The sequence below is a fragment of the Sulfuriferula thiophila genome, from assembly GCF_003864975.1.
Classification (GTDB): Bacteria; Pseudomonadota; Gammaproteobacteria; order Burkholderiales; family Sulfuriferulaceae; genus Sulfuriferula; species Sulfuriferula thiophila.
The window spans coordinates 380969-395894 of the sequence record NZ_BHGL01000046.1 but is presented as its reverse complement, the minus strand read 5'-3'; the positions used below and the strand labels follow the sequence as shown (position 1 = coordinate 395894).

General features: G+C 51.7%; 11 protein-coding genes. 7 read left to right on the top strand and 4 right to left on the bottom strand.

Translation table 11 applies throughout. The features are described from left to right. Nucleotides 1-12: 12 nt before the first annotated feature. The 3 genes from EJE49_RS13600 to EJE49_RS13590 form a co-directional block, all read right to left on the bottom strand. Nucleotides 13-642, bottom strand: coding sequence for a bactofilin family protein (locus EJE49_RS13600; protein WP_223246967.1), 630 nt, complete (start codon nt 640-642; stop codon nt 13-15). A 355-nt stretch (nt 643-997) separates the two neighbouring features. Continuing rightward, on the bottom strand, nt 998-3655 hold the full coding sequence (pepN, locus tag EJE49_RS13595; RefSeq protein ID WP_124951723.1) for an aminopeptidase N: 2658 nt from the start codon (nt 3653-3655) through the stop codon (nt 998-1000). Nucleotides 3656-3716: 61 nt separating this feature from the next. Beyond that, complete coding sequence (locus EJE49_RS13590) at nt 3717-5075, bottom strand: diguanylate cyclase domain-containing protein (RefSeq protein ID WP_124951721.1); 1359 nt, start codon at nt 5073-5075, stop codon at nt 3717-3719. 303 nt (nt 5076-5378) lie between these two features. On the opposite strand from EJE49_RS13590, the gene EJE49_RS13585 reads away from it, so the two are divergent. The 7 genes from EJE49_RS13585 (at nt 5379) to EJE49_RS13555 (ending at nt 13962) form a co-directional block, all read left to right on the top strand. Beyond that, the gene (locus tag EJE49_RS13585) at nt 5379-6113 is read left to right on the top strand and encodes a Crp/Fnr family transcriptional regulator (protein WP_124951923.1); all 735 of its coding nucleotides are present in this window, start codon (nt 5379-5381) and stop codon (nt 6111-6113) included. Between the two features lie 347 nt (nt 6114-6460). Then, nucleotides 6461-6838 carry a hypothetical protein gene (locus EJE49_RS13580; RefSeq protein ID WP_124951719.1) on the top strand — a complete coding sequence of 126 codons (378 nt, stop codon included), beginning with the start codon at nt 6461-6463 and terminating at the stop codon, nt 6836-6838. After that, nucleotides 6831-8291: an ATPase domain-containing protein gene (locus EJE49_RS13575; protein WP_124951717.1), complete on the top strand. Its 1461-nt coding sequence runs from the start codon at nt 6831-6833 to the stop codon at nt 8289-8291. Before EJE49_RS13580 ends, EJE49_RS13575 begins: the two co-directional genes overlap by 8 nt. A 29-nt stretch (nt 8292-8320) precedes the next feature. Continuing rightward, nucleotides 8321-9841 (top strand): hybrid sensor histidine kinase/response regulator, encoded by a 1521-nt coding sequence (locus tag EJE49_RS13570; RefSeq protein ID WP_124951715.1) that lies wholly within the window; start codon nt 8321-8323, stop codon nt 9839-9841. 18 nt (nt 9842-9859) lie between these two features. After that, nucleotides 9860-10729 carry a response regulator gene (locus tag EJE49_RS13565; protein ID WP_124951713.1) on the top strand — a complete coding sequence of 290 codons (870 nt, stop codon included), beginning with the start codon at nt 9860-9862 and terminating at the stop codon, nt 10727-10729. A 258-nt stretch (nt 10730-10987) separates the two neighbouring features. Continuing rightward, nucleotides 10988-13117, top strand: coding sequence for a hybrid sensor histidine kinase/response regulator (locus EJE49_RS13560; protein WP_124951711.1), 2130 nt, complete (start codon nt 10988-10990; stop codon nt 13115-13117). Then, nucleotides 13114-13962, top strand: coding sequence for a response regulator (locus tag EJE49_RS13555; RefSeq protein ID WP_124951709.1), 849 nt, complete (start codon nt 13114-13116; stop codon nt 13960-13962). Before EJE49_RS13560 ends, EJE49_RS13555 begins: the two co-directional genes overlap by 4 nt. A gap of 23 nt (nt 13963-13985) precedes the next feature. Here EJE49_RS13555 and EJE49_RS13550 read toward each other — a convergent pair whose 3' ends face one another. Next, a complete protein-coding gene (locus tag EJE49_RS13550; protein ID WP_223246966.1) occupies nt 13986-14924 on the bottom strand; it encodes a hypothetical protein in 939 nt (312 codons plus the stop codon). Nucleotides 14925-14926: the final 2 nt, after the last annotated feature.

The window sequence follows — 14926 nt, the reverse complement described above, 5'->3', positions numbered from 1 at the left end:
ACTGCGCGGGAATCAGGCTTGACGTTTGCTGGCCATGTGCTTGGAGAGCAGGTGGGAAGGGTACGCTTGCCCGAGCCGGGTGACCGTGCTGGGAGCCGGTTCCGCTGGCGTTATCGTGACAAGTTCCGGTGTTTTGACCGGTATGCTTTCCGGTGTAATTGCCTCGATAGTGCCGGAGATAATGCCGCCTTCTTCAACCGTCATTGAACCATAATGTATCTGCCCGGTGACTTTGCCTGTGGCATAGATTACCAGCCGTTTCCGTGCAATGAGTTCACCCTCGAAATGACCGCGTATCTCGGCGACATCGATTTCCGCCTTGCCGCAAAATACGCCACCCTCAGCAACTCTGATGTGGCGACTCTTCATCGAGGCTTCCACACGACCCTCTACCACCAGAATTTCGCAGTCCGTGATTTCCGAGCCTTTAAGTTTGATGTTGGGTCCTACAATGAGTTTGTTGCCCTCTTCCTGGGGCGGGGCGGCTTTCGGGGTTGCTGCTGGAGTTTCGAGAGTGGGAGCTGGAGCTGGAGCTGGAGTCGCCGGTATTGCTGTGGTTATTCTGTTCATATCCGAATGGGTTTTCGGTGTGTCATCTTGCTGGGTCGTGTGGTTGCTCGATTGCATGAGTTTCTTGAACATGAATATAGTCCTCATTAATAATGTCAGATTGGCGTATTGTCTCGGTGTTGTGTGATTCACAGCACAAGGCTAGTTATCGCAACATATATGCCAATTAATTATTATTTTAATAAACATGAGGTTATGTTTATTTATGTGGGTTTTTGCGGGGCGAATGGCGGTTTTTTGTCGTTTCCAAGCGACATGCGGTAATTGGCTTTTATTAAAATAATTATAAAAAACAATATGTTGCAGCGTGATTGCAACGTCTCTGACAGGAGACAGATTGCCTGTCTTGGGTGGTAGTGCATACGCCCCTTGCTCTGCGATGAGCAAGGGGCGCTGCTAAGTTACTGAATAATTTTAGGATGTTCGCTTACGCCAGACTTTTTGATACCACTTCATAGGCATCTTTGGATAATCCCGGCTGGGCGATGATGCGTTGCAATTGCGCTTGCATCAATGCCTGACGGGTTGCATCGAATTTGCGCCAGCGGCTGAGCGCACCCAGCATGCGTGCGGCAACCGATGGGTTGAATGTGTCGATATGTAATACCTGATCCGCCAGAAACGCATAGCCTGCCCCTGATATGTCATGGAAGCGTATCGGGTTGGAACGGGTGTAGGCGCCAATCAGTGAGTACACCTTATTCGGGTTTTTGATCTCGAAGGCCGGATGTTGCACTAGCGCCTGCACCTCGGCCAGCGTGCCCGGTAACTGGGACATGGCTTGCAGACCGAACCATTTATCCAGCACCAGCGGATCATGCCGCCACTTGTCATAAAATGCGGCAAGGGCAAGGGCGCGTTCCGTGCAGTCCTGATTACTCAGCGCAGCCAGCGCGGCGATGCTGTCGGTCATGTTATCCGCACTGTTGAATTGCTGCATGCACAGGGCGCGCGCAGCCGGTTCATTCAGTGTCATCAGGTAACTGAGGGCGAGATTCTTCAAACTGCGCCTGGCAACATTTTGCGCATCGAAACGGTATGTACCGGGGACACTGTTAGCCCGGTACGCTTGCTCAAAATCGGCTTTGAGGCGTTGCGCCAGCGTTTTGCGCACGAATTCACGTGCCAGATGGATGCCTTCGACATCGACAGTGGTCATGGCCTCCGCCAGATAAAGTTCACTCGGCAATGTCAGCAACTGCGCGACCACCGCTGGATCGAGCTTGCTGTGGAGCGCTTTGGCAATGGCCTGCACGAAGCTGTCATCCAGCGTCATGGCCTGACCGTCACGATAGGCAGCGACCAGGCCCAGTATGATTTCCCCGGCGAGGCGCTGACCCGCTTCCCAGCGGTTGAATGCATCACTGTCGTGGCCTAGCAGGAAAGCCAATTCCGTCCGGCTGGTATGGGCGTGCAGTTTGACCGGAGCGGAGAAGCCGCGCAGCAGCGATGGCAGTGGCGGCTGGGCGACATTGATGAAGCGGAATGTTTGTGCGGCGTCACGCAACTCCAGCACCCGGGTGGTTCCAGTGGCTGCGTCTTCGCCTTCGAGTTGCAGCGGCATATCTGCCCCTTGTGCGTCGAGCAGACCCATGGCAATGGGCAGGTGGAACGGCTCCTTGTGGGGCTGGCCCGGTGTCGCCGGGCAGCTTTGCGTCAGCGTCAGTGTGTAGCTCTGCGTGGCCGCGTCATACACACCGGCGGCGCTGATTTCCGGGGTGCCCGCCTGCGTGTACCAGCGGCGGAACTGGGTGAGGTCACGCTGATTGGCGTCTTCCATGGCTTTGACAAAATCATCCGTGGTAACTGCCTGGCCATCGTGACGCTCGAAATACAAATCCATGCCGCGGCGGAAACCGGCTTTGCCGAGCAGAGTGTGCATCATGCGGATGACTTCCGCGCCCTTGTTATAGATGGTGCTGGTGTAGAAATTGCCGATCTCGATGTAGGAATCAGGACGCACCGCGTGCGCCATGGGGCCGCCGTCTTCCGGGAACTGCACGGTGCGCAGTGAACGCACGTCGTTGATGCGTTTTACCGCACGTGATGACATGTCCGCAGAGAATTCCTGATCGCGGAACACCGTGAGGCCTTCTTTCAGACTCAACTGGAACCAGTCGCGGCAGGTGACGCGGTTGCCAGTCCAGTTGTGGAAATACTCGTGACCAATCACGCTTTCGATGCCGTCAAAATCCGCGTCGGTGGCCGTTTCCGGCTTGGCCAGCACGTATTTGGAGTTGAACAGGTTCAGCCCCTTGTTTTCCATCGCGCCCATGTTGAAGTCATCCACCGCCACAATCATGTAGATATCCAGATCGTATTCCAGGCCGAAGGTGTCTTCATCCCAGCGCATGGATTGTTTGAGCGAGTGCATGGCGTGCGCGGTTTTGTCCAGATTGTGCTGTTCGACGTAGATGCGCAAGCTGACGCTACGGCCAGAGCGGGTGATGAACGTGTCGTGCAGGTGTGCGAGGTCGCCGGCTACCAGTGCAAATAGATAGCTGGGTTTTTTAAACGGGTCTACCCATTTCGCCCAGTGTCTGCCGTCTTCCAGTTCGCCCTGTTCCACCAAGTTGCCGTTGGAGAGCAGTTGCGGATATTTTTTGTCGGCGACGATGGTTGTGGTGTATCTGGCCATTACGTCCGGACGGTCGAGGAAGTAGGTGATCTTGCGGAACCCTTCCGCTTCGCATTGGGTGCAGAAATGCCCGCCGGATTTATACAATCCTTCCAGTGCTTTGTTCTCCTGAGGTTTTACCTCGGTCACTATTTCCAGCGTGAAGCCTGCCGGTACATCGAGAATAGTCAGGCTGTCTTCATTAAGCTGATATTGCCCGGCAGTCAGTAGCTGATCATTCAGCTTTACCGCGATCAGCTTGAGGCGTTCACCTTGCAGGATAAGCGGCTGGTTTTGTTGCGAGTGCTCATGGTTGCTGTGTATGCTGAGGCGTGACGTGATCCGCGCATAGTCGTCATGCAGGTCGAAGTGCAGGTCAACTGTATCAATCAGGTAGCGTGGGGCGGTGTAGTCTTTTAAAAAAATGGCCTTGGGTGCGTCGCTTATTACTTTGTCTGGGGCGTTCATGCGTTAATCCGTAGATGTTGTCGTGGTGTGGCGAGATTGGTGATACGGGTCATAACGGTGACTAAATTTTTTCTTGATAAAACCTGACTAAATTTCGTCCATCTTCTTTGGCTTGATACATAGCTGTATCAGCCCATTTGAGGACATCGTCCTGCAGGGTGTGTTGATTGAACAATGCCACGCCTATGCTTGATGTGCAACGGTGTTCAACCATCGTATCTGCATTATCTTGCTGTTGCAGCTTAAGTATATAAGCCTGTGCGAGTGCGCTGCGGATTTTTTCCGCGATCAGACCCGCATGCCGGGCTGATTCGGTACGGTCTTTATCCAGCTCGTTGAGCAAGACGACAAACTCATCTCCGCCCAGTCGCGCAACGGTATCGACTTCGCGCAAACAATCGGTGATGCGGTGGGCAACCTCGATAAGCAGTAAATCGCCCATAGCGTGTCCATGGGTATCGTTGAGCGCCTTGAAGTTATCCAGATCGATGAACATCACTGCGCCATAACTTTCACTGCGTCTGGCTGCCAGCAATGCCTGACTTAAACGCTCCAGTAACAAACGGCGATTCGGCAGTTGCGTCAAGGTGTCATAGAAAGCCAGCTTGTGTATCGTCGCTTCGTTTTTCTTGCGTTCGCTGATATCGAGGAAGGTTGCAATTGCACCGACCACATTGCCGTCTCTGAAAATGGGCTGGGACCAATACTCGACGGGTATGGCAACGCCATCCTTGCGCCAGAACACTTCATCGACTACATGCACTTTTTGCTGTTGCTGATACGCGGCGTACATGCGGCATTCCTGGGCCGGGTAGTAACTGCCGTCAGGGTGCGAGTGGTGGATGAGTTCGTGTATATGCTTGCCGATAATCTCATCTGCAGTTGTATAACCTAGCAGCTGCAAACAGGACTGGTTCACAAAAGTACAGTTGCCATCAGTATCTACGCCGTAAGCACCTTCGGCCATGGAGTTGAGCAGGGAGTTCAGTTTCTCGTTCAGTTCACGCAGCGCAATTTCTGCCTGTTTACGCTCGGTTATGTCTTCATAAATCGCGACTACTTCGCCTGTCGGCAGGCGATATACATAGTTGTCCCGCCAACCGGACATGTGCACATCCTGATAAAAGGTGGCAGGTAAACGTTCGGGCTGGCCGGTTTTCCAGACACGCTGCAGCACATCGACCAAACCGAATTCCCTGATGCCGGGAAAGGCTACAGTCAGGCGTTTGCCGATGACGTCTTCGCGTTTCATTTTATCCGCTAGCTCAGCGGCACGGTTGTAATCCAGGAAGATGAAATCATTGCCATCATCAACTGCAACATAGATCGCCACGCAACTGCTCATGTGCTGGAACAGTGAATGGAATAGGGCTTCACTGTAAGGATTAACACGGGCTTCTGATTGGATGGGGGTATGCATAAGCTGAATTTACTTCCTGAATGCAGTATCACGACTGTGTTTTTAGACTATATACCGATAATGACCAGCACTCCAGATTATCAAGTCAATCAATTTGTCTCTCTGTCACCCAGCTACAGGCTCAAGCGCGAGGTTCAGATTAACAGAAAGTACCGTGATATCAACCCTATGTGCGATAGCGAACAGATAGGCCTGAACCGAACCGGTATTGTTTAAAAATTCAGACAGTACAACCTGCACGTAACACGTGTATGCTCTATGCGAGATATGCAAGCAAAGCAGGCGATTATTCAAGGGTCACGTATGGATACACCGCAACATTATAATCAGAATCATCTGCTTGCCGCCTTGCCTGCGGCTGAAGTCGAACGCCTGGCACCCCATCTGGAACTGGTGAAGCTGCCGCTGGGCGAAGTAATCTATGAATCGGGTGGCCAGTTATCACATGCCTATTTCCCGACTAGCGCGATTGTGTCACTGCACTACGTGATGGAGAGCGGCGCATCTTCCGAAATCGCGGGTGTGGGTAATGAGGGGGTGCTGGGCGTTTCGCTGTTCATGGGTGGAAAAACCACACCCAGCCGGGCCACTGTGCAGACCGGCGGTTATGGCTATCGACTGAAGGCCCGGATCTTCGTGGACGAATTCAATCTTGCCGGGCCGACGATGCGCTTGATGTTGCGCTATACGCAGGCATTGATGACGCAAATATCACAAACTGCGGTCTGTAACCGGCATCACTCACTGGAGCAGCAGTTGTGTCGCTGGCTGCTGTTAACGCTAGATCGGTTGCCGTCTAATGAATTGACCATGACGCAGGAATTGATCGCCGGCATGCTAGGCGTACGTCGCGAAGGCATCACCGAAAATGCGGGGAATTTGCAGCGTGCCGGCCTGATTAATTACCGGCGCGGTCACATTACTGTCCTTGATCGGATGGGGCTGGAATCCCATACCTGTGAATGTTACAACGTCGTCAAGAAGGAATTCCATCGCTTGTTGAGCGACACGGATGTCGCTAACAGTCAGTTAAAGTAATCGGGTACAGATGCATTATGGAAACATTAAGCGTTGATGGCGGTGCTTTGTGAGAGAATCGATGGATAAATCGATGCTGCAGTGGTTAGCTGCTTTTTAATCATGCCCGGCAAAAGTTTTCACGTTGGGATGGGATTTTTTCCATGTCAGCACCCCGGTATTTACCAGCTATCGCATGCTATAGAGAGCCGAAGCGAACAGGTCACGGGTGGTTAAGCAAGTTTTTTATTCAATATGGAGCAGATGATGTATCCAGTATTCCACCAACATAGTTTCACACACTGATTATTGATACTTTTATTATGGAAAACAGTGATTTGCTGCGACACATGCTAATTAAAAGCCTTATGGCACAGCACACTGAAAAAGTGGCGGATGCCGCGGTTGATTTATGGGAGCAGATGGCTACCCAGATTATTTCTATCGTCGGTGAAGCCGGGTTCAATTCGCTGTATGCGCGTAGTGTATTCCTGACGCAGATGTCATTCCCCTGGCTTGCGGCCAGTTCATCGTTACCCCAGCCTGATCACCGCTTCGCTGAACTGAAAATGAGCCTGAAAGCCAAAACGGCAGCGCAAGTCAGTGAGGCGAATACGCTGTTATTGATTACGTTTACCGATATTCTGGCTACATTAATTGGCGAACAGCTGACCACCAGTATTTTACGTTCCGCCTGGGGTAATGACACCCAGGACAGGGCTGACAAGGAATTCAAAAATGAGTAACAAGGTAAATATACGGCGTCTGGCAACAGGCGTACCCGGTCTGGATAACCTGTTGGGTGGCGGACTGCCGGAATTCTCGTTTAACCTGATTGCCGGCACGCCCGGCAGCGGTAAAACGACGCTCGCACATCAGATCATGTTTTCACAGGCCAATCCGGATAATCGGGCGCTGTTCTTCACCGTGCTCGGGGAACCGGTCCTGAAAATGCTGCGTTACCAGCAACAGTTTCCGTTTTTTGATATTAAAAAAGTTAATGATTCGATACGCTTCGTTAACTTGTCATCTGATCTGCTGGAGGGGAATTTTGACCGGGTATTGTCGCGCATAGCCGAAGAAGTAAAAGACTACGCACCCAGTATGGTATTCGTGGATTCATTCCGCTCTGTGGTGCAGTCTGCCAAGCAGATGAAGCACGGCGTATCCGAGCTGCAGCAGTTTGTGCAGCAACTGGGTATGCAAATGACGAGCTGGCAGGCGACCACGTTTCTGATCGGCGAATATCTGACGCCGGAATCCGAATCCAGTCCGGTCTTTACCGTGGCGGATGGCATACTCTGGCTGACGCAAAATATGCAGCGCAACTCCATGCTGCGCAAAATTCAGGTGGTCAAAATGCGGGGCCAGGCTCAGGTTCCCGGCTTGCATACGTTCCGCATCAGCGATAAGGGCATACAGGTTTTCCCGCGCGCCATAATCCAGAAAGGTTCCACTGTAGGTAGTTCGGCACAAGTAACTACCGGGCAGCAGCGCATTGCAATGGGCGTGCCTGAACTGGATGCCATGCTGGGCGGCGGCTTGCCGGCCGGATATTCACTGCTGGTGGTCGGGCCGTCTGGTTCCGGCAAGACCATCCTGGCGACAGAATTTCTCGCCGAAGGCGTGCGCAGAGGCGAACCCGGCGTGATCGCGGCTTTTGAGAAAAGCCCTAACCAGTTATTGAGTAACCAGTTGCATAAGCTGGTCGAGGCTGGACAAGTGGGTGTAATCGATACCCGCTCGCTGGATTTGTCGATAGATGAAACCTTGCATGATCTGATCGAAATGATAACCTGCATGCAGGCAAAGCGTGTTGTTATTGACTCGCTGTCCGGATTCGAGCTGGCGCTGGCACCTGAATTCAGCGAAGATTTTCGTGGCTCGCTGTACCGTATGGTTGCCGAACTGACCAGCATGGGCGTGACCATATTAATGACCTCGGAACTGGAAGACCGTTACACCGATTTACGCTTCAGCCCCTTTGGCAGTGCGTTTCTGGCGGATGCGATTATCGTGCAGCGTTATATTGAAATCGCCGGGCAGTTCAAACGTGTGTTCTCGGTGGTGAAAGTACGTGGCAGCCAGCACAGCAAGGACATCCGCCTGTTCGACATTACCGACGACGGTATCGTTATTGGCGAGACCTTGTCTGGATATGACGGCATCATGTCAGGCCGACCTACGGTTACCCCGTAGCCGGAACGAGCAGCTTTGAGAAAGCGGTAATGAACACAAATGTAAATGACGACACAACAGCTACCGAGAATCCTGGCCTGCAGGATGTGACTGGTCACGACAAAGACGGATTGCTGGCGGCTCGCGGAACAGAGCGGCGGCACGGGGATGATGCTGTCGCGATCAAAGAAACGGCTGCGCTGAACCGTGAAAAATTAGTTACTGCACGCGAAGATGCGGTGCATGTACGCGAAGAAGATGCCCACGAGGTTGAAAAGAAGCAGGCCGCAGCGGATGATCACATGCTGATGTTGCAGCAAGTGAACGAACGACTGATTATTACAACCATCGAAGCGCAGGAATTGGCTGAACAAGTCTACAAAGCGCAAGTTCAGCTGGAAAATGCAAAACTAGCAGCAGAAACCGCCAACCTCGCCAAGTCGGATTTCTTATCCAGCATGAGCCATGAGCTGCGCACTCCGCTGAATGCCATCCTCGGCTTTGCCCAGTTGCTGGAAGCGGGCTCGCCGCCGCCAACGTCTACACAGGCAGACAGGCTGCAGCAGATTACCAAAGCAGGCTGGTATCTGCTGGCGCTGATTAATGAAATCCTTGATCTCGCAACGATTGAATCCGGTAAAGTCCAATTGTCAATGGAGCCTGTGTTGCTGGCGGATGTCCTGCATGAATGCCAGACCATGATAGAGCCGCAGGCACAGCAGCGCGATGTACACATAAATTTTGAGCCATGTCACCCCACCTGGTTTGTCAATGCCGACTACACGCGGCTGAAACAGGTGCTGATTAACCTGTTTTCCAATGCGATTAAATACAACCGCGAGCAGGGAACGGTGCTGGTTAAATGTACTGCGCCTACGCCAGAGCACATACGTATCAGCATCATAGACAACGGTGCCGGTTTGTCGCCAGAAAAGCTGGCGCAACTGTTCCAGCCGTTCAATCGTCTCGGGCAGGAAGCGGGTGACGAACAGGGAACGGGTATTGGTCTGGTAGTGTCCAAACAACTGATTGAGCTGATGTCAGGCAGCATAGGCGTAGCAAGCACAGTCGGCGTAGGCAGCGAGTTCTGGGTGGAGTTGGACAGCACGGTCGCAACGCAATCTGTTGCTGTTGATATTATGCCCGAAGAAATTGTTCAAGAACCTCCAGAGACGTATAGCCTGCTGTATGTGGAAGATAATCCGGCTAACCTGATGCTGGTCGAGCAGATTATTGAGCGTCACCCGCATATACGCATGCTCAGCGCGCAGGATGGCAAGCATGGCATCACGCTTGCCCGCGCTCATATCCCCGATGTGATCCTGATGGACATCAATTTGCCGGGCATTAATGGATTTGAAGCACTCGATATCCTGCGCGCAGACCCGGCCACAGCACATATCCCCGTGGTTGCCCTCAGCGCCAATGCCATGTGTCACGATATCGAGAGAGGCGCAGACGCAGGGTTTTTCTGTTATCTGACTAAACCTATCAATATTCATAAATTGATGGATGCGTTGAACGACGCGCTGAGATTCTCTAAAAATGGGGTAGGGCAATGCAAATTCTGATGAAACTGGATAAATACGATGATTAGCGATCAAGCCATACTCAATGCCTGCATACTGGTTGTAGATGACCAGCAAGCCAATGTGCTGCTGCTGGAGGAAATGCTGCGCGATGCCGGCTACACGTGCATTTCGTCGACGACAGATCCTTATGCAGTTTATGATCTGCATCGCAAAAATCACTACGATCTTATACTGCTTGATCTGCAAATGCCGGGCATGGATGGATTCGAGGTGATGGCGAGTTTGAAGAATATCGAATTGGATGCTTACCTCCCGGTGCTGGTGATCACCGCCCAGCCCGATCACAAATTGCGTGCGCTGGCTGCCGGCGCCAAAGACTTCATCGCAAAACCGTTCGACATGATAGAAGTAAAAACGCGCATCCATAACATGCTGGAAGTGCGGTTGCTGTATAAAAAACTTGGTGATGCCAATAAAGTGCTGGAGCAGACCGTGCAGGAACGGACGGAAGAATTACGGCAAAGTGAAGCGCGTTTTCGCCGTCTGACTGAGTTGTCGTCAGACTGGTATTGGGAGCAGGATGAAAATGGGCACTTTGTGAAAATTTTCGGCCCGGTGCTGGAAATGCTGGGTATTCGCCTGGATGATGCGCTGGGCAGTGTAAGAGATGATAATGGCCTGGGCTGGAATGAGGCTGAGCGCAGGATGCTTGAAGTAAACCTGGCGGCCAGACAGCCATTTCTGGATTTCGTCTATAGCCGGATCCATCCCGATGGCTCGCAGCAATATTTGATGGTGAGCGGAGAGCCCATATTTAGTGCATCCGGCCGATTTTCGGGTTACCGTGGTATCGGCAAGGATGTGACTGAATCCATGCTTCCTCATGATGAATCATCCCTGAATCAGCCTTCTGTACTTGGTCACTAATTTGTGGCCGTTTTTTTTAAGCTGGTAATTCAGCTATTTCTGATACATGCAGGTTAATGTGTGTGCCAACGCACAGTCAATATAGTGTCAGACAGCTATCATCAAGTATGGTTATGCAAAAAACTTCGCGCGTAACTCCTACTTTGCCAGTAATCAGCATAAGCGTTGTCTGATAGCGATATCAACAATCCAGTTTGGTGGTTTGCACCTGCATCCATCGGCTCCATAGATTAATTTGCGCTTTAACAAAGGTAAGTAATGCTTAACACTATCAGTGACTCTACATTTCGTAATCCAACTGCAGGTTCGGCAGAGGGTATCACTGAGGTCAGGCGTCAGGAAACCTTGCTTAAAACTGGCGCATTGCAGAACGCGATTCTTAATAGCGCGAATTTTTCGAGTATTGCCACCGATGAGAAGGGCGTGATTCAGATTTTCAATGTGGGTGCCGAACGTATGCTCGGATACGCTGCCGCCGACGTGATGAACAAGATTACGCCAGCCGATATTTCTGACCCGGAGGAAGTGATCGCGCGTGCCGCTGCATTGAGTATTGAGCTGGAAACCCCGATTACACCGGGTTTCGAGGCATTGGTGTTTAAAGCCTCGCGTGGCATCGAGGATATTTATGAACTGACGTACATTCGTAAAGATGGCAGCCGTTTCCCGGCAGTGGTATCAGTTACCGCACTGCGCGATGCGCAAAATGCCATTATCGGCTATCTGCTGATTGGCACTGATAATACTGCACGCAAGCAGGTTGAAGCCGAGCAGCGACTGCTGGATCAGCGGCTGCGCGACTACCAGTTCTATACGCGCTCGCTGATCGAATCCAACATCGACGCGATCATGACGACTAATCCGTCCGGTGTCATTACCGATGTCAATAATCAGATGGAAGCACTTACCGGATGTACGCGTGATGAATTGATAGGCGCGCCATTCAAGAATTACTTCACCGATCCGGAGCGGGCGGAGGCCGGCATCAAACTGGTGTTAAGCGACAAGAAAGTCACTGACTACGAGCTCACCGCGCGTGCCCGAAATGGCAAGGAAACCGTGGTGTCTTACAATGCGACAACTTTCTATGATCGGGATAATCAGTTGCAAGGAGTGTTCGCTGCTGCGCGTGATGTTACCGAGCGCAAGCGCCTGGATCAGGCGCTGCAGGAAACTAATGCCGAGTTGAAAAGTGCCAAATTCGTTGCGGATAAAGCCAATCTTGCCAAATCGGATTTCCTGTCCAGTATGAGTCATGAATTGCGTTCACCGCTCAATGCGATACTGGGATTTGCGCAATTAATGGAGTCGGGAACGCCGCTGCCAACGCCTACTCAAAAGGGCAGCATCGACCAGATTCTGCAGGCGGGATGGTATCTGCTGGAGCTGATTAATGAAATCCTCGATCTGGCCTTGATCGAGTCCGGCAAACTGTCGCTATCGCTGGAACCTATGTCATTGCCCGAAGTGTTGCTGGATTGTCAGTCCATGATAGAACCGCAGGCTCAGAAAAACGGGATTCGCATGAGTTTCCCCCAGTTTGGCAGCCATTATTATGTGAATGCTGACCGAACCCGGGTAAAACAGGTACTGATCAATCTGCTGACCAATGCAATCAAATACAATCGCGCCGGTGGATCGGTCGATGTGACGTGCAGTGTAGTTTCGGCTGAGCGCATACGCATCAGTGTGCAAGATACCGGTGAAGGTCTGCCTCCGGAAAAAATCGTGCAATTATTCCAGCCGTTTAACCGTCTCGGACAAGAGGCAAGCGCTGAGGAAGGTACCGGCATCGGTCTGGTAGTCAGCAAGCGGCTGGTCGAATTGATGGGCGGTGAAATTGGTGTGGAAAGCACGGTCGGCGTGGGTAGTGTGTTCTGGATAGAGCTGGATCTCGCGGCTATTCCGCAATTTATAGAAGATGCCAATGAACCTTCGGTCATACCCAAAGCACGTGTTCAACATGGCGACTCGCTACGTACCCTGCTGTATATAGAAGATAACCGGGCAAATATGCAACTGGTCGAACAGCTCATTGCGCGGCGTCCCGATTTGCGCCTGCTGGGTGCGAGCGATGGCACGCGCGGTATTATGCTGGCGCGCATCCATCAGCCGAAAGTGATACTGATGGATATCAATCTGCCTGGCATCAGCGGTATTCAGGCATTGAAAATTTTGCGTGATGATCCGGTAACAGCCCATATTCCGGTGCTTGCCATCAGTGCCAATGCCATGCCGCTGGATATCAGCAAGGGTATAGAGGCAGGTTTTTTCCGGTATCTCACCAAGCCGATCAAAGTGAACGAATTTATGGAAGCGCTGGACATGGCGCTGGATATGGCTGAACAGCAATCAACAGTTAAACTGAATGCAGGCGATTTGTCGTGATAACTGCAGACGACATATTCAACGCCAGGATACTGATAGTCGATGATCAGCATGCTAATGTGCTGCTGCTGGAGCAAATGCTGAGCGAAGCCGGTTATCTGTCTATTAGCTCGACCATGGATCCGTTTGCTGTTTGCGATCTGCATCGCGCTCATCACTATGACCTGATACTGCTTGATTTGCAGATGCCGGGCATGGATGGTTTTGAAGTGATGGAAGGTTTGCAGAAAATCGATATTAACGGCTATGTGCCAGTACTGGTCATTACTGCGCAACCAGGCCACAAGCTGCGGGCGCTGTCTTCCGGGGCGAAGGATTTTGTGGCTAAACCATTTGAGCTGATCGAGGTTAAAACGCGTATCCACAACATGCTGGAAGTGCGCTTGTTATACAAGCAGCTGCAACAGTTTAATCAGGCTCTGGAACAAACTGTGACGCTACGTACTGCCGAATTGCGTGACAGTGAAGCGCATTTTCGCCGCCTGTCTGAACTGGCCTCGGACTGGTTCTGGGAACAGGATGAGGATGGCTATTTCACCAAGATACATGGCCCGGTGCAGGAACTGCTCGGTGCACCTATTGATGATGATTTTCTGGAAGTAATCTCGGGCGCGCAGTTGGTGCACTGGGATAAGGCTGAACGCGCAGCACTCAATGCCAACATAACCGCGCGGCGGCCATTTCTGGATTTAATCTGCAGCCGGATCGGTGTGAACGGGGCGCATCAGTATTTTCAGGTGAGCGGTGAGCCGATGTTTGATGCGACTGGTCGCTTTGAAGGTTATCGCGGTGTAGGCAGGGACGTTACCGATATCATGCTGGTTACAGCTCATCATGCGGCATAACGCTGCTTACCCGGTTATTCCAGCTATCGGGCTAGCTGTTGGCGCAGATATTCCTTATGTTTCATAACAAGGTAATCGCCCCGTTCTACTTCATGTAGTTGCCGCGAATATTGCTCGGTATTCCCATACCAAAATTGCAAACGCTGCTCCAGCTGATTTTTGGGTGGCGTGTTCAATCCGGCAAGGTAAGCATCAATGGCCAGATAGTAGCGCATGGTATTGCGTTCCACCACACCGCGCACCCCTTGGATAAAGTCTGGCTGACCATCGGGCTGTTTGCCGGTGACGGTGAAGCCGATTTTATCCCTGCCGATAGTGGTCAGATAGCCTTGCATGGCCAGGCGTCCGGTGAAACCAAATGCATAGGCATAGGTGATATGCAGAAAAGTTCGCCCATCAGCCACCGGCGTGGCTTCAATCCAGATGCGATAATCTCGGGTGCTTAACGGACCGTTTTCGGCATTGAGTTCCACAGCGAAATAGTCCGGCGTTGTGATGACATCGCGATAGTCGAATTCGAGCCGATAGGTATCTTCCAGCGGTTGATAGTATTTTCTGCCGAGGTTAACGCTGAGGACAGTTTTGCCGCTGTTACGGGCGGCATGGCAGTATTTGACATTCATGTGCAGTATCAACACATCGCACCAATGTGCGGAATTGTTGAGGGCGAGATTGACCGTGGTAAACGGATAATCGACCACGGCATAAATATCGCCTTTTAAATCATGCGAAGTTTCGGTTGAATTCAGATAGAGCGCACGTCGAAACGGATTGATGCGCAATTGTTTGCTGACTTCCGTGTACTTGGCGCGTAGCGGTATGTTGGATAGATTCGACTCGGTGGCAAATGATTGTGCGGTCCCGAGCCATGCGTTGCAGATAAATATAAAAGCAGATACCCACCCCAATAATATTGCCCGGTTAATCTGCATGTTCTTATCCTCCTGCAACAAGCGTAGCATGC

Excerpts from the sequence above, each read along its gene's own strand:
- EJE49_RS13585 (WP_124951923.1), top strand. The coding sequence starts at position 5,379 with ATGGATACACCGCAACATTATAATCAGAATCATCTGCTTGCCGCCTTG.
- EJE49_RS13570 (WP_124951715.1), top strand. The coding sequence starts at position 8,321 with ATGAACACAAATGTAAATGACGACACAACAGCTACCGAGAATCCTGGC.
- EJE49_RS13565 (WP_124951713.1), top strand. The coding sequence starts at position 9,860 with ATGATTAGCGATCAAGCCATACTCAATGCCTGCATACTGGTTGTAGAT.
- EJE49_RS13560 (WP_124951711.1), top strand. The coding sequence starts at position 10,988 with ATGCTTAACACTATCAGTGACTCTACATTTCGTAATCCAACTGCAGGT.
- EJE49_RS13590 (WP_124951721.1), bottom strand. The coding sequence starts at position 5,075 with ATGCATACCCCCATCCAATCAGAAGCCCGTGTTAATCCTTACAGTGAA.
- EJE49_RS13600 (WP_223246967.1), bottom strand. The coding sequence starts at position 642 with ATGTTCAAGAAACTCATGCAATCGAGCAACCACACGACCCAGCAAGAT.
- pepN (WP_124951723.1), bottom strand. The coding sequence starts at position 3,655 with ATGAACGCCCCAGACAAAGTAATAAGCGACGCACCCAAGGCCATTTTT.
- EJE49_RS13580 (WP_124951719.1), top strand. The coding sequence starts at position 6,461 with ATGGCACAGCACACTGAAAAAGTGGCGGATGCCGCGGTTGATTTATGG.
- EJE49_RS13550 (WP_223246966.1), bottom strand. The coding sequence starts at position 14,924 with ATGCTACGCTTGTTGCAGGAGGATAAGAACATGCAGATTAACCGGGCA.
- EJE49_RS13575 (WP_124951717.1), top strand. The coding sequence starts at position 6,831 with ATGAGTAACAAGGTAAATATACGGCGTCTGGCAACAGGCGTACCCGGT.